At 62.1% G+C, this 26490-nt stretch carries 26 protein-coding genes; 15 read left to right on the top strand and 11 right to left on the bottom strand.

What is annotated here, in order from left to right; all coding sequences use genetic code 11:
- Positions 1-2: 2 nt before the first annotated feature.
- The 10 genes from FD715_RS10735 to FD715_RS10775 all read left to right on the top strand — a co-directional run bounded on the left by FD715_RS10735 (position 3) and on the right by FD715_RS10775 (position 9450).
- Positions 3-1394, top strand: coding sequence for an MATE family efflux transporter (locus tag FD715_RS10735; RefSeq protein ID WP_147109415.1), 1392 nt, complete (start codon positions 3-5; stop codon positions 1392-1394).
- Between the two features lie 56 nt (positions 1395-1450).
- Positions 1451-2356: a tRNA pseudouridine(55) synthase TruB gene (truB, locus tag FD715_RS10740; RefSeq protein WP_147109419.1), complete on the top strand. Its 906-nt coding sequence runs from the start codon at positions 1451-1453 to the stop codon at positions 2354-2356.
- A 175-nt stretch (positions 2357-2531) separates the two neighbouring features.
- A complete protein-coding gene (locus FD715_RS10745; protein ID WP_147109422.1) occupies positions 2532-3035 on the top strand; it encodes a hypothetical protein in 504 nt (167 codons plus the stop codon).
- 54 nt (positions 3036-3089) lie between these two features.
- Positions 3090-3599: a DUF1643 domain-containing protein gene (locus FD715_RS10750; protein WP_147109425.1), complete on the top strand. Its 510-nt coding sequence runs from the start codon at positions 3090-3092 to the stop codon at positions 3597-3599.
- Positions 3600-3710: 111 nt separating this feature from the next.
- Complete coding sequence (locus FD715_RS22990; RefSeq protein WP_147109428.1) at positions 3711-4661, top strand: calcium-binding protein; 951 nt, start codon at positions 3711-3713, stop codon at positions 4659-4661.
- 148 nt (positions 4662-4809) lie between these two features.
- Positions 4810-5079, top strand: coding sequence for a 30S ribosomal protein S15 (gene rpsO, locus FD715_RS10760; RefSeq protein ID WP_039685405.1), 270 nt, complete (start codon positions 4810-4812; stop codon positions 5077-5079).
- Positions 5080-5331: 252 nt separating this feature from the next.
- Positions 5332-5496 carry a hypothetical protein gene (locus FD715_RS22510; protein WP_189799480.1) on the top strand — a complete coding sequence of 55 codons (165 nt, stop codon included), beginning with the start codon at positions 5332-5334 and terminating at the stop codon, positions 5494-5496.
- Between the two features lie 164 nt (positions 5497-5660).
- Entirely contained in the window at positions 5661-6182 is a 522-nt protein-coding gene (locus FD715_RS10765; RefSeq protein WP_147109430.1) for a hypothetical protein, read from the top strand.
- A gap of 171 nt (positions 6183-6353) precedes the next feature.
- Positions 6354-8489 carry a polyribonucleotide nucleotidyltransferase gene (pnp, locus tag FD715_RS10770; RefSeq protein ID WP_147109432.1) on the top strand — a complete coding sequence of 712 codons (2136 nt, stop codon included), beginning with the start codon at positions 6354-6356 and terminating at the stop codon, positions 8487-8489.
- Positions 8490-8598: 109 nt separating this feature from the next.
- Positions 8599-9450 (top strand): glycosyltransferase family 2 protein, encoded by an 852-nt coding sequence (locus FD715_RS10775; RefSeq protein ID WP_147109434.1) that lies wholly within the window; start codon positions 8599-8601, stop codon positions 9448-9450.
- 3 nt (positions 9451-9453) lie between these two features.
- On the opposite strand, the gene FD715_RS10780 is transcribed toward FD715_RS10775, so the two are convergent.
- A complete protein-coding gene (locus FD715_RS10780) occupies positions 9454-10104 on the bottom strand; it encodes a peroxiredoxin (protein ID WP_039685978.1) in 651 nt (216 codons plus the stop codon).
- Between the two features lie 124 nt (positions 10105-10228).
- On the opposite strand from FD715_RS10780, the gene FD715_RS10785 reads away from it, so the two are divergent.
- Complete coding sequence (locus FD715_RS10785; protein WP_147109436.1) at positions 10229-11668, top strand: aldehyde dehydrogenase family protein; 1440 nt, start codon at positions 10229-10231, stop codon at positions 11666-11668.
- 384 nt (positions 11669-12052) lie between these two features.
- Here the strand turns inward: FD715_RS10785 and FD715_RS10790 are convergent, their stop codons facing one another.
- Positions 12053-12700, bottom strand: coding sequence for a pseudouridine synthase (locus tag FD715_RS10790; protein ID WP_147109439.1), 648 nt, complete (start codon positions 12698-12700; stop codon positions 12053-12055).
- Positions 12701-12806: 106 nt separating this feature from the next.
- On the opposite strand from FD715_RS10790, the gene FD715_RS10795 reads away from it, so the two are divergent.
- Positions 12807-13604 carry a PHB depolymerase family esterase gene (locus FD715_RS10795; protein ID WP_147109442.1) on the top strand — a complete coding sequence of 266 codons (798 nt, stop codon included), beginning with the start codon at positions 12807-12809 and terminating at the stop codon, positions 13602-13604.
- Here the strand turns inward: FD715_RS10795 and rarD are convergent.
- From rarD to FD715_RS10840, 9 genes are all read right to left on the bottom strand, one after another.
- Positions 13601-14494, bottom strand: coding sequence for an EamA family transporter RarD (gene rarD, locus FD715_RS10800; RefSeq protein WP_147109445.1), 894 nt, complete (start codon positions 14492-14494; stop codon positions 13601-13603). The genes FD715_RS10795 and rarD overlap by 4 nt on opposite strands.
- Positions 14495-14541: 47 nt before the next feature.
- Positions 14542-16989, bottom strand: a complete 2448-nt coding sequence (locus tag FD715_RS10805; RefSeq protein WP_147109448.1) for an FAD-dependent oxidoreductase — start codon at positions 16987-16989, stop codon at positions 14542-14544.
- Positions 16990-16998: 9 nt separating this feature from the next.
- Positions 16999-17895 carry a homocysteine S-methyltransferase family protein gene (locus FD715_RS10810; RefSeq protein WP_147109451.1) on the bottom strand — a complete coding sequence of 299 codons (897 nt, stop codon included), beginning with the start codon at positions 17893-17895 and terminating at the stop codon, positions 16999-17001.
- 66 nt (positions 17896-17961) lie between these two features.
- Positions 17962-20406 carry an FAD-dependent oxidoreductase gene (locus FD715_RS10815; protein ID WP_147109454.1) on the bottom strand — a complete coding sequence of 815 codons (2445 nt, stop codon included), beginning with the start codon at positions 20404-20406 and terminating at the stop codon, positions 17962-17964.
- A gap of 12 nt (positions 20407-20418) precedes the next feature.
- Positions 20419-20802: a GFA family protein gene (locus FD715_RS10820; protein ID WP_147109457.1), complete on the bottom strand. Its 384-nt coding sequence runs from the start codon at positions 20800-20802 to the stop codon at positions 20419-20421.
- Between the two features lies 1 nt (position 20803).
- On the bottom strand, positions 20804-21424 hold the full coding sequence (locus FD715_RS10825; protein WP_147109459.1) for a LysE family translocator: 621 nt from the start codon (positions 21422-21424) through the stop codon (positions 20804-20806).
- Positions 21424-21996 carry a helix-turn-helix domain-containing protein gene (locus FD715_RS10830; RefSeq protein ID WP_147109462.1) on the bottom strand — a complete coding sequence of 191 codons (573 nt, stop codon included), beginning with the start codon at positions 21994-21996 and terminating at the stop codon, positions 21424-21426. Before FD715_RS10830 ends, FD715_RS10825 begins: the two co-directional genes overlap by 1 nt.
- A gap of 65 nt (positions 21997-22061) precedes the next feature.
- The gene (locus FD715_RS10835) at positions 22062-22514 is read right to left on the bottom strand and encodes a GAF domain-containing protein (RefSeq protein WP_370455381.1); all 453 of its coding nucleotides are present in this window, start codon (positions 22512-22514) and stop codon (positions 22062-22064) included.
- 74 nt (positions 22515-22588) lie between these two features.
- A complete protein-coding gene (locus FD715_RS10840) occupies positions 22589-23761 on the bottom strand; it encodes an acetyl-CoA C-acyltransferase (protein WP_147109469.1) in 1173 nt (390 codons plus the stop codon).
- Positions 23762-23853: 92 nt separating this feature from the next.
- Between FD715_RS10840 and FD715_RS10845 the strand changes: the two genes are divergently transcribed.
- The 3 genes from FD715_RS10845 (at position 23854) to FD715_RS10855 (ending at position 26480) form a co-directional block, all read left to right on the top strand.
- Complete coding sequence (locus tag FD715_RS10845) at positions 23854-24192, top strand: STAS domain-containing protein (protein ID WP_147109472.1); 339 nt, start codon at positions 23854-23856, stop codon at positions 24190-24192.
- A gap of 29 nt (positions 24193-24221) precedes the next feature.
- Positions 24222-24671, top strand: coding sequence for an ATP-binding protein (locus FD715_RS10850; RefSeq protein WP_147109474.1), 450 nt, complete (start codon positions 24222-24224; stop codon positions 24669-24671).
- Positions 24672-24905: 234 nt separating this feature from the next.
- Complete coding sequence (locus tag FD715_RS10855) at positions 24906-26480, top strand: gamma-glutamyltransferase family protein (RefSeq protein WP_147109476.1); 1575 nt, start codon at positions 24906-24908, stop codon at positions 26478-26480.
- The last annotated feature ends 10 nt before the right edge of the window (positions 26481-26490 follow it).

Raw genomic sequence — 26490 nt, forward strand, 5'->3', positions numbered from 1 at the left:
ACATGTCCGACAAACCGAACCTGAACGACAAACCCGTCGGCTGGGCGCTCTTCCGCGTCTCCGCCCCCATGAGTATCGGCATCTTCGGCGTCCTGATGGTCGGGCTGGTCGATGCGTTCTTCCTCGCCCGTTACGCCGACTTCGCCCTGACAGCAGTTGGGTTCATCTACCCGGTGACCATGACGCTCACGTCGCTGTCGATCGGGCTCAGCGCAGGTACCAGCACGGTCGTCAGCCAGGCACTGGGGCGCGGGGAAGAAGAGGGCAAACAACGCACGACCATGCACGCCATGCTGATGGGCCTCGCCCTGTCCTCCACCCTCGTCACGGCATTCTTCCTCGCGTCCCCATGGCTCTTCGGCGCCATGGGCGCATCGGACAAGGTACTGGAGGCCGTCATGACCTACATCCCGTGGTGGTGCCTCAGCTTCCCCCTGTTGGTCATGGCGCAACTCCTCAATTCCGTCTTCCGCGCCGCAGGCCGGTCCGAGGTTGCGGCCATCACCATGGTCGCCCAGGCCACCCTCAACATCGCGCTGACCCCGCTCCTGATCTTTGGCTCGGGACCCATCCCCGAATTCGGCGTCGCAGGTGCAGGCATGGCCACCTTCATCGCCCGCGCGGCGGGGTTCGCGGGCGTGGTCCTTTATGCCTGGTGGACGTCCGAGCTGTGCTTTGACGTGAACCCGGCCAAGGGGATCGTCAAAACCGTCAAACGTATCGGACGCGTCGCCGCCCCCGCCTCTTTGTCGAACGCCATCAACCCCGGCGGCATGGCTGCCGTTACCGCCGCTGTCGCGGTGGTGGGTGACGCCGCCGTTGCAGGCTTCGGCGCCGCCACGCGCATCCAATCGCTCCTGTTCCTGCCCATGCTCGCCATGTCCGCAGGCATCGGCCCGGTCGTGGGCCAAGCATGGGGCGCCGAAGACCAAAGCCGAGCGCAAAAGGCCGTGCGGCTCACCTTCTACTTCTGCGCCGCCTACGGCGCGGTCCTCGCCGCTGCCCTTCTGCTCTTTGCCGAACCCATCGCAGCCCTCATCGCAGACAATGCCGAAGCGGCAGAGTACGGCGCGCAATACCTGCGCCTCGTCGGCCTCTCGTTCTTCGGCTACGGCATCCTCGTGACCGGCAACGCCGCGATGAACGCCCGCGACCGCGCGCTTTGGTCCATGGGGCTGAGCGCGGCCCGCATCGCGCTCATCTACATCCCCTTCGCCTGGGTGGGCGTGCTGATCTTCGGCTACACCGGCATCCTCGGCGCCGCCCTCCTCGCCAACGTCCTGGGCGCATGGGGCGCCATCATCGCCTGCCGCGCCGTGGGGCTTTTGGGCACCGACCTGCCGGGCATCGGCGGCGCAGCCCGTGCCGCAAGGTCCGTCGCCTCCTCTGATTGACAAGCGCCACAGCCCTGCGATACGCGGCAGCCCTCATTCACAGGGGCGAGGGTATCATGGGCCGTTCACGCAAGGGTCGCGACATTTCCGGTTGGTTGGTGGTGGACAAGCCCGCGGGCCTGACCTCGACCGCTGTCGTGAACAAGGTGCGCTGGGCGCTGCAGGCCAAGAAGGCGGGGCACGCAGGCACGCTGGACCCTGAAGCCACCGGTGTTCTGGCCGTGGCGCTGGGAGAAGCGACCAAGACGGTGCCCTACATCACCGACGCCCTCAAAGCCTACCGCTTCACCGTCCGGCTGGGCCAAGCCACCAACACCGACGACGCCGAAGGCGAAGTGATCGCGCAATCCGACACGCGGCCATCCGACGCCCAAATCAAAGCGGCCCTCAGCCACTTCATCGGCGACATCATGCAGGTCCCGCCCAAGTTCTCGGCGGTCAAGATCGACGGGCAGCGCGCTTACAAACTCGCCCGCGATGGTGAGGATGTCGAAATCGCCGCCCGCCCCCTCTGGGTCGACGAACTGGTGCTGACAGACCGCCCCGACCCTGATCATGTCGAGTTGGAAATGGTCTGCGGCAAGGGCGGCTACGTCCGCTCCATCGCGCGCGATCTGGGCGAAGCATTGGGCTGCCACGGCCACGTGCGCGAGCTACGGCGCATCTGGTCCGGCCCGTTCGATGCGGAAGACGGGCTGACCTTCGACCAGATCGAAGAGATGGCGCAGACCCCCGCATTGGACGAGCACCTGCGCCCCACGGCAGACGGCCTCGCCGACCTGCCCGAACTGCGCGCTACGCCCGAGGGCGCGGCACGGCTGCGCAACGGCAATCCCGGCATGGTGATGGCGGCAGATGTCGACTATGGCACGGAATGCTGGGCATCGCTCGACGGCGTGCCGGTCGCTGTGGGCCGCTACAAGGCAGGCGAATTGCACCCCGCACGGGTCTTCAACCTGTAACAAACAGGCGCACCGCGCCGCATATCTACCGGAATCCCATACCTTAAACGCCCCGGATTGTTACAAATCCGGCGCGCGCGATAAGCGTTCCGTGAGGCATCTTCTCAAAAGGAACCGATTGGTCCAAATCTATCCCATCACACCGCCTAAACCGTCCTCGAAAGGGAGAGATGACATGACCACCACGACCCTGCGCACCGCCGCAACCGTTCTGACCGCCGGCGCCTTCGCCACCATCGCATTCGACGTCTTCGGCCAGGCGCTCAGCCCGCTCTTCGGCTACGCCAAGCTCGCCCCCGTTGGCCTCGCCGGTGCCTCGATCAAGGCGATCTTCGGCGCCAACCCCTCCGGTGCCGCCTACCTGCTGCACGCGCTGACCGGCCTTGTGTTCTATGCCGTCGGCTACTTCGCCATCGCCCGCCCGATCCAACGCGCTGTGCTACCAAATCTGCACTGGTCGCTGACCGCCATCGCCTACGGCGTCGCCCTTTGGGTCTTCGCCCTCTACGTCATGGCGCACCTGGTCACAGGCAACAAACCGTTCCTCGGCTTCACCGGCATCACCTGGGTCGCACTCTGGGGACACATCGTTTACGCCCTCGTCGCCGCGGGCATCATGGAGGCCAAGGGCGCTGTCCTGAACATCCGCCGCACGTCCGTCGCCGTGCCCGCCGAATAACCCGGACAACATAAACCGATTGATGGGGCGGTCTGCGGCTGGCAGAACCGCCCCATGATCACTCGGACCCACACCAAGGGCGACGCGCCCTCAACCGCCATCTACTCCGACTGCGAAAGGTACCGCTACAGCCTGACGCGGGTGTGGGACGACAGCGGTCGACGGGTCAATTTCATTATGCTCAACCCCTCGACCGCGACCGAAGTGCAGAACGACCCGACGGTCGAACGCTGCGAACGACGAGCACGGGCACTGGGCTATGGCAGCTTTGCAGTGACCAACATCTTCGCCTGGCGCGACACCGACCCGCGCGCGATGCGCGCCGCAGCCGACCCTATCGGCCCGGACAATGACGACGCAATCCGCGATCGCGCTGTGTGGGCGCAAGATGTGATTGCCGCGTGGGGAACGCATGGGGCGCATCTGAACCGCGGCGCAGCGGTTGCCACCATACTGTACGGCATCGAACGGCCGCTGTTTCATCTGGGTCTGTCTAAGGCCGGGCACCCGAAACACCCGCTCTACCTCCCCTACACGCAACAGCCTGAACCCTGGACCTGGTAAGGCCGCGGATACCGCGCGTTAACCATTTTGCCGGAATGCCTTTGCTTCAACCTCCGGTATACGTTACCGTCTTTGCGGGGCAGTGGTACCCAGGGTGTTTGGACATTTATCATGTTGTGGCTTGCTGGTTTAATGGGACTTGTCGCCGTTGGCGCAGTGGGCGTTGTCGATATGACGACAACCAACGAAACGGATGATGCAGACGGGACCGAGACTGAGGTAGAAGTCGGCAAAACAGCGCCCGGTGCCGAAGATGCCAATGTGACCCCATCGCCCGAAGAACCGTCTGACGAGACGCTGGTCCTGGGCAGCCCCACGGATGATACCCTTCTGGGCACAGATGGTGACGACACGCTGTACGGCGAAGAAGGCGACGACACCATCGACGGCGGCGCAGGTGATGATACACTGAACGGTGAAGACGGCGACGACATCATCACAGGCGGCGACGGCGACGATGATATGTTCGGCCACAATGGCAACGACAGCTTGGATGGCGGCGACGGCGATGACCAGATGCAGGGCGCCATTGGCAATGACAGCCTGTCTGGCGGCGCAGGTGACGATGCCGTGCATGGCGGGCAGGACGACGATACGCTTACCGGTGGCGCAGGTCAGGATACGCTATTTGGCGGCTGGGGCGACGATGTCCTGAACGGGGTCGAGGACGACACCGAAACAGCGGTGGCCGACGACACGGACGGTCAGGATTATCTCAATGGTGGCGGTGGAGACGATATCATCATCGCGGGCGGGGGTGACATTATCACCGGCGGAGAAGGCGAAGACAGCGTTGTCCTGGGCAGCTGGATCGACGCTGACGCAGCCGCCACAATCATGGATTTCGACGCCGAAGACGACAATATCCTGCTCGTATATGATGACGCCGAGGAAGACCCTCAGGTCACACTCGAACTCGATCCGGACGATCCGGAAACGACGCTTGTGATGATGAACGGTGTTGCAGTGGCGAACATCACCAATGGAGCCGACATCACGATGGAAAACATCGCCGTCATGCCCCTCAGCCTTGCGCAAAGCACAGGCATGGCGCCACTCTGATCTGTCAGGTGTTCGACGCGCCCCGTTGCCAAGGCGCCGAATCTCTCCTATACGCCCGCATCCCCGGCCTGTTGCCGGATATTACGGCCCCGTGCTGGACGACATCCCGGCCGGCGGCGTCTCACTTTAACCTGAAAAGGAGATCCCGATGTCGATCACTGCAGAAGACAAAGCCCGCGTGATGAAGGAATACGGCACCAAGGACGGCGACACCGGTTCGCCCGAAGTCCAGGTTGCCATCCTGTCCTCGCGCATCGCCACCCTGACCGAGCACTTCAAGACGCACAAGAAAGACAACCACGGCCGCCGCGGCCTGCTGAAAATGGTTGCCCAGCGCCGCAAGCTGCTCGACTACCTCAAGGGCAAGGACGAGGCGCGGTACACCGACCTCATCAAACGCCTGGGCCTGCGCCGCTAAGACGGCCCTCAAACCCAACGATTTCAAGGCCGCGCCACTCCAAGCGCGGCCTTTCTGCGTTCACGCCACCAAAAGCCCAACAGAAACCAAAGCTGACCCAACCGCAAACCCGTGATCCGCATGGCGAAAACCCGCCTGACCACGCCTCGCGCGCGCCACTCTCTTGAACGGCCCCCTGAAACCGCCATCTCCATTAGGCAGGCACATCCCTGTCTGCTTGGACCAAGAACCTGTCAAGAAAGGGAATTTGCGATGAATGACGAAACCAAGTCCCCGACTGCTGAAGTACGGGCAGACACCAACCAACAAGACGTCTCGGCGTGGCTGAAAAAGCCACTCACCATTGCCGCGCCGACATGGGCCTTCCTTGCCGCTGGCCTTGTTGCATTGGCGTTGTTCGGCCTCGCTCTGGACTAAAAGGCCCCAGCAACACAATGGCGCGACAGCCCAACGCGCTGCAGAAAACCCTCCGCCACCCGTGCGAACCCTCGGGTCGGCGGGAGGGCGTCTTTGCGCGCCAGCGCAAACAGAGCCACCCGGCGACGGTTGGACCCGCACCTCACGCGGCCTACCATCGAAATATGCACGACCTGCCCCGCATCGCCCTCTCCGTCCGCCAACCGTCGGCCTGGGCGATCATCGCGGGCCACAAACCCATCGAAAACCGGACCATGGGCTCCATCCGCGCGGGCCGCATGGGACCGGGGCGCGTCGCACTCCACGCCGCCGCCGGGCTGAAAGAGGACGAATTCCGCTACCTCTACTGGCGTCTCGAAAAGCACGGCGTGCAATGTCCGCACCCGGCTGAGCTGCCGCGGGGCGCCATCATCGGCTCAGTCGAAGTGACGGGCATCATCACGGAAAGCGACAGCGAATGGTTCGGCGGCAAGGCCGGACTGACGCTCGCCAACCCCGAACCCTGCGATCCAATCCCAGCCCCTGGTGCGCTTGGATACTTCGAATGGTCCGCTGGCGGCACGCTCGCCGCGCCCACCCGCTGGATGCAGAAATGGGGCACCGCGGCCCCGGACGCCCAAACCGGCGACCTCTTCCCGGACGCGCCCATCGCCTTCGCCAAGCCGCCAAAACGCCCCTGGTCCTAAGCGCGGATGCGCCGCAGGTCCGGGCGCTTTCATTTGCGACCAAAGTGCTGTATGCGCGCACAATCTGAAAGCACGGCGCCCGGACCCCAGCGCCCGCAAAAAAAGATACAGGGGTCAGGGGGAATACGCCCCCTACGCAAATGGCCATCCAGCCAACTTAGGAAACACTTGATGTTCAACGAGACGAAAAAATCCATGCAGTGGGGCGAGGAAACGCTCACACTGGAAACCGGCAAGGTCGCCCGTCAAGCGGACGGGTCCGTCATTGCCACGCTGGGCGAAACCAGCGTCATGGCGAACGTGACCTTCGCCAAAGCCCCCAAACCGGGTCAGGACTTCTTTCCCTTGACCGTCCACTACCAGGAAAAATACTACGCCGCGGGCAAGATCCCCGGCGGCTTCTTCAAGCGTGAGGCCCGGCCCACCGAGAAAGAAACCCTGACCGCCCGCCTGATCGACCGTCCGATCCGGCCCCTGTTTGTCCCCGGCTTCAAGAACGAAGTGCTGGTGATGTGCACCGTGCTGTCGCACGATCTGGTCAACGACCCCGACATCGTCGCAATGATCGCGGCCTCTGCCGCCCTGACCATCTCGGGCGCGCCGTTCATGGGCCCCATCGCCGGTGCCCGCGTCGGTTTCGAGGATGGCGAATACATCCTGAACCCCACAGTCGACGACATGCAGGACCTGCGCCTGAACCCCGAGCAGCGCCTCGATCTGGTTGTCGCTGGCACCAAAGACGCCGTGATGATGGTGGAATCCGAAGCGTACGAGCTGACCGAAGCCGAAATGCTGGGCGCCGTGAACTTTGCGCACGAGCAGATCCAGCCGGTCATCGACCTGATCATCTCGCTCGCCGAAGAAGCGGCCAAAGAGCCCTTCGACTTCCAGGCCCCCGACTATTCGGACCTCTACGAAGCGGTCAAAGCCGCCGGTGAAAAACAGATGCGCGACGCCTTCGCCATCGCAGACAAGCAAGAGCGCACCAGCGCTGTCGCCGCCGCACGCGAGGCCATCATCGCCGCACTGACCGAAGAGCAAGTGGAAGACGCCAACCTCGGCTCCGCCATGAAAAAGCTCGAAGCGTCCATCCTGCGCGGTGACGTGGTCAAAACTGGCACCCGCATCGACGGTCGCAAAACGGATGAAATCCGCGACATCGTCTGCCAGACCGGCATGCTGCCCCGGACCCATGGCTCGGCGCTCTTCACCCGTGGTGAGACGCAAGGCCTCGTGGTGACCACGCTGGGCACCGGCGACGACGAACAGTTCATCGACGCCCTGCACGGCAACTTCAAATCGAACTTCCTGCTACACTACAACTTCCCGCCCTACTCGGTCGGCGAAGCAGGCCGCGTGGGCCCTCCCGGACGGCGTGAGATCGGTCACGGCAAACTGGCATGGCGCGCACTGCAAGCCGTCCTGCCGGCCTCGACCGACTTCCCCTACACCATCCGCGTGGTGTCCGAGATCACCGAATCCAACGGCTCGTCCTCAATGGCGTCGGTCTGCGGTGGCTCGCTGTCCATGATGGACGCAGGCGTGCCGCTGAAATCGGCGGTTGCAGGCGTGGCCATGGGCCTAATCCTGGAAGACGACGGCTCCTACGCCATCCTGTCCGACATCCTCGGTGACGAAGACCACCTGGGCGACATGGACTTCAAAGTGGCAGGCACCGAAAACGGCATCACCTCGCTGCAGATGGACATCAAGGTCGCGGGCATCACGCCCGAGATCATGGAGAAAGCCCTCGCACAGGCCAAAGACGGCCGGATGCACATCCTGGGCGAAATGGGCAAAGCCATCACAGGCGCCGCCGAATTCTCCGTCCACGCCCCGCGCATCGAGACGATGCAAGTGCCCACCGACAAGATCCGCGAAGTGATCGGCTCGGGCGGCAAGGTCATCCGCGAAATCGTGGAAGTCTCGGGTGCCAAGGTCGACATCAACGACGACGGCATCATCAAGATTGCATCGCCCAACGGCGAAGCGATCCAGAAAGCCTACGACATGATCCACGCCATCGTGGCCGAGCCTGAAGAAGGCGCGATCTACACCGGCACCGTGGTCAAGATCGTGGACTTCGGCGCCTTCGTGAACTTCTTTGGCAAGCGCGACGGCCTGGTGCACGTGTCCCAGATCGAAAACCGCCGCCTGAACCATCCTTCGGACGTCCTGAAGGAAGGCCAGGAGGTCAAGGTCAAGCTCCTGGGCTTCGACGACCGCGGCAAGGTCCGCCTGTCGATGAAAGTCGTCGATCAGGAAACCGGCGAAGAAGTGAAGAAAGAGGAACCGGCCGCGGAGTAATCCACCGCCAGTCCCGCAAAACAGGCCCCGGCAGCGATGCCGGGGCCTTCTTGTTTCAGGCACCCGTTTGTGGTCTCACGACCCCGACCCAAGAACACCAAGGCACCCTATGCCCAGCCTCACCGACATCCAGATCGTCACCGTCGCCTACAACAGCACCGGCGTGATCGGCGACATGCTCGCCTCTGTCCCCGAAGGCGTACAGGTGGTGATCGTGGACAACGCCAGCACCGACGCGGACGCATTGGCCTCACTGGCCACACAACACAGCGCCACCGTCGTAACCAACCCGGAAAACAAAGGCTTCGGCGCTGCCTGCAACATCGGCGCAGCGCATTGCGACCGCCCGTGGCTGATGTTCCTCAACCCCGACGCAAGGCTCGAACCCGGCTGCCTCGAAACGCTCTGCGCGGCGGCAGAGGCACACCCAACGGCCTGTGCCTTCACCCCCCGCGTCCTCGACGGCAAAGGCAAACAAGCCTTCCGCCGCCGCTCCCGCCTTCTGCCCAAAACCAAACACTGGACCGGATCGGCACCAGAACAGGACACCGACGTCCCGCTCCTCAACGGCGCAGCAATCTTCGTAAAAGCCTCAAACTTCAACGACGTCACCGGCTTCGACGACAGCATCTTCCTCTATCACGAAGACGACGACCTCAGCCTGCGCCTCAGCGCCGCCCACGGCCCCATCCGCTTCGTCCACGACGCGGAGGTTACCCATGCCGAAGGGCGCAGCACGGCCCGCACCCCCGCCACGGCAGCGTTCAAGGCCAAACACATGGCCCAATCCGCGATCTACACGATGGAAAAACACGGACAATCCGGTGCCCGCCCCCGCATCATCGCCCACGGCCTGATGCAACTGATCTCACCCATCAACCTGCTCTCAGCCCGCAAACGGGCCAAGGCACTGGGCTTTCTCAAAGGGGCGCTCTCCAAAGGGATCGCGCCCCCAAGCTAGCGCTTACTCCGGCGCCTTCGTCTTGCGCAGGTACGGCAGCACGGTCTCGAACTCGCCAAACTTCGCCTTGGCATCCTCATTCGACACGGTCGGCGGAATGATCACATCCTCACCCGGCACCCAGTTCGCGGGCGTCGCCACACCCTTGGCCGACATCTGCAGACCATCAAGCGCCCGCACCACCTCGGCAAAGTTCCGGCCCACGGTCATCGGATAGGTCATCGACAGCTTCAACTGCTTGTCGGGGCCAATGATAAACACCGACCGCACGGTCGCGCTGTCCGCAGGCGTCCGGCCATCGGGCAGATAAGCTTCGGCAGGCAGCATATCGAACGCCTTCGACACAGCCAAACCATCATCGGCAATGATCGGAAAGCCAGCCTTGGCCCCGGCGACCTTCTCAATATCGCCCTTCCACTTCTTGTGGTCCTCGACGCCGTCCACGGACACACCAATCACCTTGGTCCCGCGCTTCTCCCACTCATCCGCCAACTGCGCCACGGCGCCAAACTCGGTCGTACAGACGGGCGTAAAATCCTTGGGATGCGAAAACAGAATGGCCCAGCTGTCGCCAATCCACTCATGCAGCGAAAACGTGCCGTGGTCGGTTTCGACCGTCAAATCGGGAATGGTGTCGTTGATGCGCAAACCCATGATGTCCTCCATCGGGATAGTAATGTCACCGCCAACCTAGGCCATTGCCCCCGCCTTTTCATCCCCCGTCTTGTGGCGGGACCGGGCAGGTGCCACATTCCAACCAAACCAAGGGAGGATCAAGATGCTCGAAAAACGCGATTTCTACATCAACGGCCAATGGGTCGCCCCGCAGGACGGCACCGACCACCACGTGATCGACCCTTCGACCGAGGAACCGACAGCAGTCATTTCCCTCGGCGGGAGCAAAGACGCCGAAGCCGCCATCTCCGCCGCAAAAGCCGCCTTCCCCGCCTGGATGGCCACCCCGGTGGAACAGCGCATCGCGCTTGTCGAAAAACTGATCGACATCTACCAAACCCGCGGCGAAGACCTCGCCCAAGCCATGTCCGCGGAAATGGGCGCGCCCCTCGACATGGCGCGCAGCCAACAGGTCGGCGCAGGCACCTACCACCTGAAAAACTTCATCCGCGCCGCCAAGTCCTTCGACTTTATCAAACCGCTGGGCGACCACGCCCCGAATGACCGCATCATCCATGAACCCGTCGGCGTCGCCGCTCTGATCACCCCGTGGAACTGGCCCATGAACCAGGTCACGCTCAAGGTCGGCGCGGCGGCCATCGCAGGCTGCACCATGGTCCTCAAACCAAGCGAAGAATCTCCCCTCAACGCCATGATCTTTGCCGAGATGATGGACGAGGCGGGCTTTCCCCCCGGCGTCTTCAACCTCGTCAACGGCGACGGCCCCGGCGTCGGCACAGTCCTGTCGGGGCACGCGGACGTGGACATGGTCAGCTTCACCGGCTCATCCCGCGCAGGGCGGCTCATCTCCAAAAATGCCGCCGAAACGCTCAAGCGCGTCCACCTCGAACTGGGCGGCAAAGGGGCCAATGTCATCTTTGACGACGCGGACGAAAAGGCCGTCAAACGCGGCGTACTGCACATGATGAACAACACCGGCCAATCCTGTAACGCCCCCTCCCGTATGCTGGTCCAACGCAGCAAATACGACGCCGCCGTCGAAGAAGCCGCAGCCGTCGCAAACAAGGTCACCGTCGGCCCCGCCAGCGAAGAAGGCCGCCATATCGGCCCTGTCGTGAACGAAGTCCAATGGACCAAGATTCAGGACCTCATCCAGAAAGGTATCGACGAAGGGGCCAAGCTCGTCGCCGGGGGCACAGGCCGCCCCGACGGCTTTAACAAAGGCTACTACGTGCGCCCCACCGTCTTCGCAGACGTGACCAACGACATGACCATCGCCCGCGAGGAAATCTTCGGCCCCGTCCTGTCAATCATCCCGTTCGAAACGGAAGAAGAAGCGGTTCAAATCGCCAACGACACCCCCTACGGCCTCACCAACTACGTCCAGACGCAGGACGGTACTCGACTGAACCGTATGGCCCAGGCGCTCCGCTCCGGCATGGTCGAAATGAACGGCACCTCCCGCGCCGCAGGATCCCCCTTCGGCGGCATGAAACAGTCCGGCAACGGACGCGAGGGCGGCGTCTGGGGCCTCGAAGACTTCCTCGAAGTCAAAGCCGTCTCCGGCTGGGCAGCAGAGTAGGCCCACCCTTTCTTCTGGCTAAAAATATCTCGGGGGGAGGCCACGGGCCGGGGGGCTGGCCCCCCTCCTATGCCCACCTCCCAAAAACAAAAAACGGCATAGTGCCGTAGGGCGGGGTTTCACCCCGCCACACCCCCCAAAATCAACCAATTCTCAACACATCTTAACGCGGACGAAGACGTAAACGCTTCCCTAACGGCTGCCGTGAAATCCCGCGCCCAAAACACGCACTTTCCCCGACAGACTTCGCAGTTTCGCGAAAACGCCCCGAAACAGCGTCTTTCAGACCCTCAAAAACACGCAGTTTCCGCCCGAAAGTTCGCAGTTTCACCCACCACGAACCACCGCACGCCGCATTAACCCCACCGCACGGTGCCCCGAAATTCAAAAAGGTGCCGCCGACCGAAACCGCATCATCTTGCCCGAATCCGGATGCTTGATCCGCAACTCCTCCGAATGCAGCATCAACCGCTCAAACGCCCGCGCAGGCCCCTCCGCATAGAACGGATCACCCAGGATCGGATGCCCTAATTCCATCATATGGACCCGCAACTGATGGCTCCGCCCGGTCTGCGGCATCAACCGCACCCTGCTCTCTGTTTCGGTGTCGCGCAGCACCCGCCAATCGGTCACCGCGGACTTGCCATTCTCATGGTCCACATGCTGCTTGGGTCGGTTCGGCCAGTCCACGATCAGGGGCAGATCTACCCGCCCCGTCTTGGGCGTCATCCGCCCCCAAACCCTTGCCACATATGTTTTTTTCGCCGCCCGCAGCTCAAACTGCTTCGACAGAAACCGCTGCGCATGGGGCGTCAAACCAAACACCATCACCCCGCTCGTGTCCCGGTCCAGCCGGTGCACCAAAAGCGCCTGCGGCCACACGGCCTGCACCCGCGCAATCAGGCAATCCGACAGGTGTTCCCCCTTGCCCGGAACGCTCAACAGGCCCGACGGTTTGCCCACTACCAGCACCTCCGCATCATCATGCAGAATGTCCAAAGGTTCGTTCGGCGGGGCATAGACATCATCCATCCCGCCCGCCTGACAAATGCGCAGCCCAATGACAACCCCTGTCACGTTTAAGAGAGGCACGAACACAGCGATTGTCTGAATCGCTGATCCGTGATCTCCCAACAATATGAAATACTTAGCTGCCCTCCTACTCGCCCTCCCCGCCCTTGCCTTTGCCCAATGCGGTCCCGACGCCGCCTGCGAAATCAACGGTGGCACCTACCACATGATTGACGGCAGAAACGGCACCGACCCAGCGCCAGTTCTCGTGTTTTTTCATGGACATAACGCCACCGGACAGATGATTTTTCGCGGCGGCATCAAGTCCGAATTCGCCGACGCAGGCTACGTCGTTATCGCCCCGAATGGCCAACAAATCCCCGGTCGGCAAACCCGCTTCTGGCCCGGCCGCGACGGCAGCGCACGCGACGACATATCCTTTGTCATGGACGTCGTCAAAGACGCCAAAACCAAGGCCAACGTCGACCCGAACCGCATCTATGTCGCAGGCTTTTCCGCAGGCGGATCAATGGCTTGGCTCATGGCCTGCAAAGAGGCGGACGCCTTCGCCGCCTACGTTTCAATCGCCGGAGCCCTGCGCGAACCCAACGACACCACAGACTGCCCAAACGCCCCCGTCCGCTTCCTTCAAATTCACGGTTTCGCCGACAACCAAGTCCCGTTCGAAGGCCGCACGATCCGCGACTGGCACCAAGGCAGCTTGTGGGACAGCCTCGCCCTCGCCCGCTCCGCCAACCAGTGCCGCACACACCCCGATACCATCGAGATCGGCAACCAATTCCGCTGCCGCGACTGGAACGCAAGCTGTTCAAATGGCGCCATAAAATTCTGCGAACACGATGGCGGGCACGGCATGCCGCGCGGCTGGACCGCGCTTGCCAAAGAGTGGTTCGAAGGGTCCTAAGCCGTCGCCCGCATCTGCCGCACCATCGACACGGAATAGATCACCAGCGCCGTCCAGATCATCGGAAACGCAATCATCCGCGCCTGACCAAATGGCTCCTTGAACACCACGACAGCACACAGGAAAATCATCGTCGGAGCGATGTATTGAAGGATCGCGATGGTCGTGAGCTGCAGCCCTTTGGCCCCGTTTGCATATAAGATCAACGGGATAGCGGTCACCGCACCGCAGCCCAGCAGCAGCCAGTCGGTGCTAGCATCACCCACCAGAAACTGCCCCTGCCCCGTGCTTGCGAGCCATCCGACATAGGCTAACGCCGGGATCAGCAGGATCAGAACCTCAAGCAAAAACCCTTGGTTCGGCCCAATGGGAAGCTGTTTCTTTGCCAAAGCATAAAGCCCCCACGTCACCGTCAGCCCCAGCGCAGCCCACGGCACCACGCCTGCCGAAACGGTCAGAACCACCACGGCACAGGCCGCCAAACCGATGGCCACCAGCTGCGCACCGGTCAACCGCTCGCGCAGTAAAACCGCGCCCAAAGCCACTGAAAACAAGGGGTTGATATAGTACCCAAGCGCTGCATCGAACGCATGACCACTCATGATGGCCCACACGTAGATACCCCAGTTCAAGGTGATCAGCGCGGCGGTGACACATCCCATCGCCAACATGCGCGGGTTGCGCAGCGCAGCCATCAGGTCGCCCGTGCGCCGCAACATGATCAGCAAAACCGCTGCAATCGGGACCGACCAAATGATCCGATGCGCGACCACTTCCGCCGGACCCAAATGGTCCAACAGCTTCATGTAGAGCGGCAGGAAACCCCAAAGAAAATAGGCAGATACGGCAAAGCCGAGCCCTTGGGGCGTGTCACCGGATGGTTGTGTCATGGGGGTGGTCCTTTCCGGTCCACCCCTAGCATCGCTTCAGACCCGCGTCACGCCTTCACGCGCTCGGATTTCGCATCATACATCGGCTTCAGAGACACCTCTGCCAAGACCCGTGTGCCTGCGACGTCGATCTCGAAGGTGGACTCGAGAACCTCAGCCGCCGTCTCGCCCTTGCACGGCACATAACCGAGACCCATCGCAGCACCCAGATGGTGACCATACGCACCCGAACTCAGATAGCCCACGATGTCACCATTCCGCACAATCGGTTCGTTGTGATAGAGCAACGGCTCGGGATCGGTCAGCTTAAATTGAAGCAGGCGGTTCTCCAGCCCCTCGTCCCGCTTGCGCAGCACCGCGTCACGCCCGATGAAGGACGGCTTGTCCTTCTTGACCGCAAAGCCAAGGCCCGCCTCCAGCACGTGATCTTCGCAGGTGATGTCGTGCCCGAAATGGCGGAAGCCCTTTTCGATCCGGCAAGTGTCCATCATGTGCATTCCGCAAAGCGACATGCCCAGATCCTGACCGGCCTCGTACAGCGTTTCAAACACGTGACCGGCCATGTCTGAGGAGACGTAGACCTCCCACCCAAGCTCACCCACGTAAGTGACGCGGTGCACACGGGCGAGGCCCATACCGATCTCGATCTCTTGCGCGGTACCAAACGGATTCACGTCGTTCGAGAAGTTCGCCGGGCTGACCATTTGCAAGAGTTTACGGGCATTTGGCCCCATCACAGCCAACACGCCTTCGCCTGCGGTGACGTCGGTAATGACAACGTTGAAGTCACCGACATGGCGCTGCATCCAGGTCTGGTCAGCAAGGCGCGTCGCCGCTGGGGTCACGACCAGATAGGCGGTTTCTGACAGGCGTGTGACGGTCACGTCCGCCTCGATCCCGCCGCGGTTGTTCAGGAACTGGGTATAGACGATCTTGCCCACCGGCACCGTATAGTTGCCGCCGCCCACATAGTTCATGAACGCCTCGGCATCGCGCCCCTCGACCCGGATCTTGCCGAAGGAGGACATGTCGTACATGCCCACGTTCTCGCGGATGGCCTTGTGTTCGTCGGCAACGTTGCCGAAGAAGTTCTGCCGCTTCCACGAGTATTCATAGGCCGGTTCCTGACCGTTCCGCGCAATCCAGTTGGCGCGTTCCCAGCCTGCGAACTCGCCCATCACGGCACCATGTTGGATCAGGTGATTGTGGAACGGGCTACGGCGCACACCACGGGCCGTCGCCTTTTGGCGGTAGGGGAAGTGGTCAGCGTAGAGCAGGCCCAGCGTCTCGGTCGAGCGTTCGGCCAGGTAGGTTTTATTGCCCTGGAACGGCTGCATCCGGCTGATGTCCACGTCGCCCAGATCGAACGGCTTATCGCCGTCTTCCATCCACTGCGCCAGCGCCATGCCCGCGCCGCCCGCCGACTGGATGCCGATGGAGTTGAAGCCGCATGCGACCCAGACATTGTCCATCTCAGGCGCGAGACCGAGGTGGTAGGCGTCGTCGGGCGTAAAGGATTCCGGTCCGTTGAAGAAGGTGTGGATCCCCGCCTCGGCCAGCATCGGCATCCGGTTCACCGCCGCTTCGAGGATCGGTTCGAAGTGGTCGAAATCCTCGGGCAGTTGGTCGAATTCAAAGTCTTTTGGGATGCCGTTCAACGCCCATGGCTTGGCGTTCGGCTCGAAGGCACCCAGCAGCATTTTGCCCGCGTCTTCCTTGTAGTACGCGCACTCGTCCGGGATGCGCAGCACGGGCAGTTGTTGCAGGCCCTGAATGGCCTCGGTCACGATGTAGAAGTGCTCGCAAGCCTGCAGCGGCACGTTCACGCCCGCCATCTTGCCGACTTCGCGGCCCCACATGCCTGCGCAGTTCACGATCATGTCGCAGGCGATATGACCGTTGGTGCCATCCTCGCCCTGCCAGTCGACGCCAGTGACTTTGCGGCCCTCGCGCACGATATTGCTGACAGCGACACGTTCCTGCACCTTGGCGCCACGCTGCCGCGCACCCTTGGCCAAGGCCAGTGCGATGTTGGCCGGGTCGCCTTGTCCGTCGAGGGGCAGGTACACGCCGCCGGTCACATCTTCGATGTTCAGATGTTCGTAGCGGGCCTTGACCTCGGTCGGTGAAATCTCTTCCACCTCTACACCAAAGGCGCGCGCCATGCCTGCCTGGCGGCGCAGTTCTTCGAGGCGCTCTTCGGTCAGCGCAGCCGTGATAGAGCCCACGCGCTTGAAGCCTGTAGCGACCCCGGTTTCCGCTTCCAGATCGCCGTAGAGCTCTTGGCTATACCGCGCCAGTTTGGTCATGTTGGCGGTTGCCCGAAGCTGAGCGATCAGGCCAGCGGCGTGCCAAGTCGTGCCGCAGGTCAGTTGCTTGCGCTCCAGCAAGACCACATCTTTCCACCCCAGCTTGGTCAGGTGGTAGGCAACGGAACATCCAATGACACCGCCGCCAATGATGACGACGCTGGCGTGGGAGGGAAGGTCAGGCATGGCGTATCCTCAGATGATGGTGTGACCCGCAGCCTTCAGACGGCGGGCGATTTCGGCAATATGTGCGGGGCTGACTTCGCAACAGCCGCCGACGATGGTGGCGCCAGAGGCGACCCATTCCATAACTTGGTCGGCGTAGAGTTCAGGCGTGAAGTCGCGGCGCAAGGTCAGGCTGTCGACCGTGGGTTTGTCGTCAAGGAAGCCTTCGGTGATCTGTTCGAAGCCGTTGGCATAGGCGCCGATGGGCAGCTTGGTTCCCTTCAGTGCATCCAACGCAGGCTGGATCGCTTCGGGTGTAGAGCAGTTGATCAAAATAGCGCTGGCACCACCGTCTTCGGCAATCGGGACGGCGTCGGCGACGGGCTCTCCCGAGCGCAGTTTTGAGCCATCGGCATCGTCCACGGTCATGGCCAGCCATACGGGCAAGCCCATCGGCACGCTGGCCGCCAGAATATCCTGCGCATGATCGAGGGATGCGACGGTTTCACAGATCAAGAGATCGCAGGCGGGTGCAAGCAACTCTGCCACCTCGGCAAAGAGCGCCACCGCCTCTTCGGACGCTGGGTGCAGGTCTGGTCGGTAGCTGGCGCGCAGCGGCCCGATGGCCCCGGCGATTTGGCCGGACCCATGCTCTCGCCGCGCCGTCCGTGCTTCGTAAAGCGCGCTTTGATGGAGGGCCGAAAACGCCCCTTCGACCGGCGTTCCCGTCAGGCGGTCGTGGTGGATCGCATAACTGTTTGTCGTGGCAATCGTGGCACCGGCGGCAAAGAAATCCTTGTGCACGGCCGTGACCAGGCCGGGGTGATCCAGCATGATCTGTGTTGACCACAGCGGCGTGGGTTTGTCCCCGGCGCGGTGCACCAGTTCCTGTCCCATACCACCGTCAAGGAGTGTGATCTCTGCCATCGCTCTTTCTCGAAAGGCACCGGAAACCGACGCGGTTTCCGGTCCGTTTTCTGGGTCAGAAAACGGCTACGCGCGCAGCCGTTCGTTCTCTGGATCCCACAGGGGCTGATCTGGTTGCACAGTCGCGGGATAGCGCTTGCCAAACATCTCGACCTCTAGTGTTGTGCCCGGCGACGACAGGTCGGTCCGCACGACACCCAACGCGACGGAGGCGTTGATACGGTGCCCCCATGCGCCCGAGGTTGTCTCGCCCACGACCTTATCTCCGCTCCAGATCGTCGACATGTAAGGCGCGTCCTGCTCGCCTGCGTCCACCAGCATGGTGACGAACCGTTTCTTCGATCCCTGCTGCTTTTCGTTCTGCAACGCGGCCTTGCCCGGGAAGTCCTGCGGCTTGTCCAGCTTGACGAACCGGTCGAGCCCACCTTCGAACATGGTGTAGTCGGTCGACAGGTCACCCTTCCAAGTCCGGTAGCCCTTTTCGACCCGCATGGAGTTCAGCGCGTACATGCCGAACGGCGTGGCACCGGCATCGCGGATGGCGTCATAGACTGTCGCCGCCTGATCGGTCGGTGCGTGCACCTCCCAACCCAACTCGCCCACGAAGGACACGCGGGCCATGACAACCGGCACGCCAGCCACTGTCGCGGATTGGTGTGTCAGCCAGCCAAGCGAAAGGTCCGCATCCGAGATACCGGCGAAAAGATCGCGCGACTTTGGTCCGGTCACCAGCATGGTGGTGACCTCTTTGGACAGATCCTTGACCTCGACCCCCTCAGGCGCGCGCGAGGCAAGCAATTCAAAGTCGTGCCACTGCGCGACAGCAGCCGTCATGATGGTGAAGTCGTCCTCGCCATGACGGATCACCGACACTTCAGTCAGGATACGGCCCCGGCTGTCGGCGAAGTAGGACAGGTTCATCCGCCCCGCCTTGGGCAGTGCACCCGTGATCTGGGTGCGCAGGAATTCTGCCGCGCCTTCGCCTTTCAGCGAGTAGCGCGAGAAGCCGCACATATCGATGACACCGACGCCATCACGGACGGCCTCAACCTCTTCCTTGATCCGGATTTCCCACGGGCCAGAGCGGTTCCAGGTCTGCGTCGATTCCTCAGAAACATCATCACCGTCCTTGGCGAACCAATTGGCCCGCTCCCAGCCGTTGTAGGCACCCATCTGCGCACCATCGGCCTTGAGCCGCGCGTCGTTGGGCGACAGTTTCTTGTCCCGCCCGGCAGGCCATTCGTGATGCGGGAAATGCATCGCATATTCATGGCCGTAGGTTTCGAGCGCTTTCTTGAGGCTGTAGTCGTGGTCGGCATAGTCGGTATAGCGGCGCGGATCGACGGCCCACATGTCCCACTCGGTCTCGCCGTGCATGATCCATTCGGACAGCACCTTGCCTGCACCACCGCCTTGGGCAATGCCGAAGGTAAAGGAATGCGCCTCGAACGCATTTTTGACACCGGGCATGGGGCCGATCATCGGCAACCCGTCGGGCGCGTATGGGATGGGGCCGTTGATGTTGCGGCCCACACCAGCGGTGCCGAGGGCGGGCACACGTTCCATCGCATCCTCGATGTAGAATTCGAGCCGCTCCAGATCGTCAGGGTAGAGTTGGAAGCTGAAGTCTTCGGGCATCGGATCATCGGGCGTGACCCAGTGCGCCTTGCAGTTCCGCTCGTATGGGCCGAGGTTCAGGCCGTTCTTATCCTGACGCAGGTAATAGCTGATATCCACGTCGCGGATCATCGGCATCTTGTGGCCCGTTTCCTTGGTCCATTCGGCCAGCTCGGGGATCTCTTCGGTCAGGAAGTATTGGTGCGACATGACCACCATGGGCACGGTCCGGCCACCGAAGGGTTTGAACATCTCGCCCACGCGCTGCGCGTAGTAGCCTGCGCAATTGGCGACGTACTCGGCGCGGATGTCGCCCTTTTCTGTCTTCACGATCCACTCGTCGCCGTCGCGGTCGATGCCGATCACGGGACAGAAGCGTTCGATGCGACCACCGGCATCCCGCGCCCCTTTGGCCATGGCTTGGGTCAGCTGGGCCGGGTCGATGTCACCATCAAGGGGGTCCCAAAGACCACCGGCCAGATCATGGGTTTCCATGAACGGGTTGAACTCTTTCAGCTCGGCAGGCGTGCACATCTGCATCTCAAGGCCCTGATAACGGCCCATGCCCGCGACCCGTTCGAACTCCTGCAGCCGCTCTTTGGAATGCGCCAGACGAAGCGCGCCCGTGACGTGGTAGTTCATGGGGTAGTCGACGTCATCGGCTAGGGTCCGGTACATCTCGAGCCCGTAGCGCTGCATATTCATGACCGCCCAGGAGGACGAGAAGTTGGGGCAGTTGCCGGCCGCGTGCCAGGTGGAGCCTGCCGTCAACTCGTTCTTTTCCAGCAGCACGCAATCTGTCCAGCCCGCCTTGGCCAGATGATACAGGGCCGAGGTGCCGACAGCGCCGCCACCGATGATGACCACGCGGGCCGTTGTTGGAAAGTCTGACATGTTCGTAGCTCCCTAGTGGTCGTATTGCGGACGCCCGTCCGCGATGTCGTAATAGTCGCCCTTGTCGGCGACAAAGATGTGCTTTTCGGTTTTTATTCCGGTCTTGCCGTCCAAGGTGCCGGACATGACCGACACCGCGCCACCGTCATCGTCGTGCCGCCAGAACAAGGACGACCCGCAGCGGCTGCAAAACCCGCGCTGTGCCTTGGGTGAAGATTGGTACCAGACCAGCGTTTCGTCGGATGTGATGTCGAGCTGATCCGGCCCAACCTGCGTCGCGGAGACATAGTGGCCGCTGGTCTTGCGGCACTGTTCACAATGGCAGGCCACCGAATTTCTCAACGCGCCCGTCAAGGTGTAGGTAACACCGCCGCACAGGCAGCTTCCTGACATCATCTCAGGCCCTCCCCGGCGTCGATGTCGCGCCCAGCAGCACGCCATAGATCACGAAGCAAACGGACATGACCCGCCGCACCCACACATTGAACACGGGGCCCAGCGCTGCGCGCCCGATCCCTGCGCCCAGCGCGGTGTATCCCGAGTAGCTGAGCGCGGTGATCGTTAGAGCCGTGGGCATGATCAGCCACATTTGATCCCAGACCGGCACATCCGGCTGCACGAATTGCGAAAAGGCAGCAAGATATCCGGCTACACTCTTGGGATTGATCGTCGCTATGGCAAAGGCCCGCAGATAGATTGACTGACCAGTTTGGGCAGACACCCTGGGCGGCACTCGCGCCATCAACCAACCGCGCACGCCCAAATAGATCAGAAATCCCGCGCCGATCAGCTGAGCCGCAAAGAACAAGGTGGGCGAGGCCGCAATCAGCGCCGTAATCCCCGCCGCTGACAAGATCAGGAACAGCGTCGCCTGCGTCAGGATCGCCAGAATGCCCGGCACCGACCGACGGAAACCCAAGGTCATACCGTTGGTGATACAGTTGACGGCGTTAGGACCGGGTGTGGTGACGAAAACCACCCAGAAAAGAGCGAATATGATCCACCCCTCAACCGACATCAGTAGACCGGCGGCGCAATGACCCAGATCGCCACTGCGGGTGCGTCATAGGGGTTTTTCCAGCGAAACGGCTCGCCCCGAATACGGAAGCTGTCGCCGGGCGCGATGGCAAAGGTCTGGCCTGCAATCTCCAACTCCAAACGGCCGGAAATGAGGTAGCCAACCTCCTGAGTGGGTCGGGTGACCGCTTCGACGATCTCGCTATGCGGCTCGAATGTCGAATGCACCATCTCGAAATCATCGGTCAGGTCAGGGGACAGCAATTCTTCGACCAGCCCGGCCGTACGCGAGCCGATGGGACGACGCGCACCACTGCGCACGACATACCCCTCTTCTCGGGCCGGTGCCGCGCCCCGGCGGAAAAGCGTGGATACAGCAATGTCCAGTTGAACCGCGATATGCCGCAAATCTGTGATGGACGGCTCGGACAGGTCGCGTTCCACCTGGCTGATCCAACCAACGGACCGGCCAAGCGCGTTTGCCATGTCCTGCAGCGTCAGACCGCGCGCTTTGCGCAGGGCGCGCAAGTCGGCACCAAGGCTGGGAGCAATGTTCGGATCAGATTGCAGCATGCGCGTGAAATTCCCTTTCCGAATTTCACGTAAGGGCAAGCTAGATGAAAAATCAAGCTAGATTTTCACGGACGCATGAAAACATCCCTGAGAATCTCGCTCAGCGCATCTGCATCGCCCCAAGAAAAGGCATCGGGCTGATCGCTGTCGATATCGAACACGGCGATCAGATCGCCCGCGGCATTTTTAACCGGCAGGACCAGTTCGGAGCGGGTAGAACTCGCGCAAGCGATATGTCCGGGAAAGGCATCGACATCCGCGACAAGCTGTACTTCGCCCGTGCGCGCCGCCGCACCGCAGACGCCGCGCGAAAACGGGATCTGCAAACAGCCATGTCCACCCTGATACGGGCCGATCTTCAGCATTTGCGGACCCGTCACACGATAGAAACCGGTCCAATCGAACCGGTCATCGCTGTGGTGAACCTCGCATGTGACCGTCGCCATCAAGGCGACAGGATCGTCCTCGCCTTCGGTCAGGCTTTGGATTGTTTTGGTAAGTGTGGCGTAGTCTGGCACCGGTCGTTCCTCAAGCATCCGTCTGGACTGGGGCTCTGCCCCAGACCCCGTGGTATTTCTGGTCAGAAGAAGCCCTAGGGCCGCTCAATCGCGATGGCGGTTCCTTCGCCGCCACCGATACAGATCGCGGCTATGCCCCGCTTCAGGTTCCGTTTCTCAAGCGCGTTCAGTAGCGTGACCATGATGCGCGCGCCAGAGGCGCCGATCGGATGGCCAAGTGCACAGGCGCCGCCATTGACGTTCACCACGTAATGGCTCAGCCCCATTTCTCGCATGAAGGCGAGCGGGACGACGGCGAACGCCTCATTCACTTCCCACAGGTCTACGTCGTCTTTTGACCAGCCAAGGCGGTCCAGCAGCTTCTGTGCGGCGGGCACGGGTGCCGTGGTAAAAAGACCGGGCGCCTGCGCGTGGCTGGCGTGACCCAGTATGCGCGCGCGAACGGTCAGGCTCTGCGCATTCGCAGCATCTTCCGAGGCAAGTACCAGGGCGGCCGCGCCATCCGAAATCGAAGATGAATTGGCCGCCGTCACCGTGCCGCCATCGCGAAAGGCGGGTTTCAGATGCGGGATTTTATCCGGGCGCGCTGTGCCTGGTTGTTCATCGGCGTCTACCATGGTGCTGCCCCGGCGGGTCTTGACCTCAACTGCGGTCACTTCGCCGTCAAAGGCACCGGTTTCAATAGCCGACTGCGCTCGGCTAAGAGACGTCAGTGCAAATGCGTCCTGCACATCGCGCGTGAACTGAAAGGTCTCGGCGCAATCTTCGGCAAAAGTGCCCATCAGTCGCCCCTTGTCATAGGCGTCTTCAAGGCCATCGAGGAACATGTGGTCGACCACCTGCCCGTGCCCCAGCCGCGCACCACCGCGCATCTTGGGCAGCATGTAAGGGGCGTTGGACATGCTCTCCATCCCGCCAGCCACCATGGTGTCGGCATGGCCAAGCGCAATCTGATCAAAGGCCATCATCGCCGCCTTCATTCCCGAACCACACATCTTGTTCAGGGTCGTGGCGGGCACATCCTCGCCCAGACCCGCGGCAAAACCCGCCTGGCGCGCAGGGGCCTGGCCCTGACCCGCCGGTAGGACGCACCCCATCAGCACCTCGTCCACGCTTGAGGTGCCCGCACCATCAAGTGCTGCCTTGATCGCGATCCCGCCCAGCGCTGAGGCGGACATGTCCGAAAGAGCACCCTGAAATCCGCCCATCGGTGTGCGCGCCGCTCCGGCAATCACGACTGGTTTCATGGCTCTGTCTCTCCGCTCAGATGGTGGCAACCGAATAGTAAGGATTGGCTCCTAGACAGACAATGTAACCAGAGAATTGCAAGAGGGCGTGCATGGATCTTCGAAGCCGATCGCAGGACAGCCTGCAAGTGGTGTCAGTACACGACAGCCGCATCGACGCAGCCGTTGCCATCGAGTTCAAAGAGGCGATGCGCACCGCAACGGACAATGAAAACGACACTGTTGTCCTGGACCTGAGCGAGGTGCAGTTCATCGACTCCAGCGGCCTTGGGGCCATCGTGGCAGCGATGAAGCAAATGGGCCAGTCGCGCAAACTGGCGCTCGCCGGGCTCACGCCGACAGTGGAAAAGGTGTTTCGCCTGACCCGTATGGACAGCGTGTTCCCGGTGTTCGCAACGCTCGACGGCGCGCTCACCGAGTTGAAGCACTGATCGTGTCGCTCCAGATGAAGGCGCATTCGATGACCCGTACAACTTTTTTGCCAGCCTTTCACATCTCTGTCGTCAGTGGGCGGCTTGCTGTTCGGCAAGCGTTGGCGGAACTGCTGGATGGGTTGAAACCCCTCGCGCTGGATGTGGAAGAGGCGGGAACGGTCGAATTGGTGATGGCAGAAGCGCTCAACAATATCGTCGAACATGCCTATCCTGAAACCGATGCAGCTGGCGCCATTGATATCACCTGCGCGCACCACGCCGATGGCCTGCATCTGACCGTCATTGATTCGGGGCGCGCCATGCCCGACGGTCAAACACCCGTTGGCACGGCGGCGGATATTGAGGTCGATCTTTGCGACATGCCCGAGGGCGGGTTTGGCTGGTTTCTGATCAAGGATCTGGCGAAGGACGTCACCTACAAACGGCACGATGCGCAAAACCGGTTGCGCCTGCGGCTTGCCGTGGCGCTGGCCTGACGCGGTGACTGTCACACCGCCGTCAATTCCGCAAAACGGACGCTGAACCACCACATTCCCGCCCGAATCTGACGGCATACACAAACCTGTAGCTGCATTAGCTTCCCTCGGTGCTGCGTGTAATTGCCCCCACCCAGTGCGCAGCACCGAGGAACTTCCTCTCCCAAATTCAAGTAGACACTGTCCCTCCACACTTTACCTTGCGGCGGACAAGATGACTTTTGGGGACCCATCATGCGAGATTTTCACCTGCCAGGCCGCTCACCGGTCCTCGCCACTTCGGGCATGTGCGCCACGTCGCATCCCCTGGCCGCGCAAACCGCAATCGACATCCTGAAATCCGGCGGCAATGCCATGGATGCCGCAATTGCGGGCGCCGTGCTTCTGGGCATTTGCGAGCCGCAGATGACTGGCATCGGCGGCGATTGCTTTGTGCTGTGGTCGACACCGGATGGCCAGATCCATGGCCTCAACGGGTCCGGTCGTGCTCCAGCTGCGCTGGATGCAGCCGATCTGCGTGCCGCCGGACACGCGACGGTTCCCACCTACAGCGCAGATGCGGTGACGATCCCCGGGGCAATCGACGCGTTTTGCACGCTTGCAGACCGCGTCGGCAGCCTTGGCATCGACCGCCTGCTTGCCCCCGCGATCCACTACGCAGATGCCGGAATACCCATTGCCCCACGCGTCGCCTTCGACTGGGCCAAGGACCAAACCGTTCTGAAAGGCGCTGCGCGCCACGCCTTCCTGATCAACGGTGCGGCGCCGACCAAAGGGCAGATCTTCAATGCCCCCGGCCAGGCGGAGGTTCTGCGTCGCGTTGCCAAGGACGGGCGCGACGGATTTTACACTGGCGAAGTGGCTGAAGACATGCAGGCCGCACTGGCTGCCGCCGGGGGCAAACATACGGCAGAGGATTTCGCCGCGACCGCCTGCACCGACACAACGCCGATCCGCAGCAGCTACAAGGACATCGACCTGGTCGAGCATCCGCCAAACGGCCACGGTGCAACAGCCAACCTGATGCTGAATATTCTCAAGCATTTCGACATCGCAGGCATGGACCCCTGGGGCACCGAGCGTACGCATATCGAAGCCGAAGCGGCCAAGCTGGCCTATGACGCCCGCAACCGGTTTCTGGCGGACGCCGACTATACCACAAGGCTGGACCACATGATGGCCCCCGAAACCGCCGCACAACTCGCCGCCCTGATCGACCCGAAACGGGCCATGCCCAATGCCACAACCATCAGCGAGCAAGTGCATAAGGATACGATCTACATCACCGTCGTCGACCGCGACGGCATGGCCGTTTCGCTGATCTATTCCATCTTCCACGGCTTTGGCTCCGGCATCGCCACCGACAAGTTCGGCATCCTGTTCCAAAACCGCGGCGCGGGTTTCACACTGGAAGAAGGGCACCCGAACGAGCTTAAGGGCGGCAAGCGGCCCATGCACACGATCATTCCGGGGATGCTGGCCAAGGACGGCAAGCCGTTTATGCCCTTCGGCGTTATGGGCGGCGCGTACCAACCCAATGGGCACGCGCGGTTCGTGTCGAACCTCACCGATTTCGGGCTCGATCCCCAAAGCGCCATAGACGCGCCACGCGCCTTCTCAGACGCCGGCGACATGAAGGTCGAGCGCGGGTACTCAGACCAGGTGCGCGCGGAATTGGCAGATATGGGTCACGCGGTCAGCATCCCCGACACGGCCATCGGCGGCGCGCAAGCCATCATGATCCGCGACGACGGCGTGCTGGAGGGGGCCAGCGACCCGCGCAAGGATGGCTGTGCCCTAGGATACTGACGACACGTGT

Source organism: Tateyamaria sp. syn59, assembly GCF_007995245.1.
GTDB lineage: Bacteria > Pseudomonadota > Alphaproteobacteria > Rhodobacterales > Rhodobacteraceae > Tateyamaria.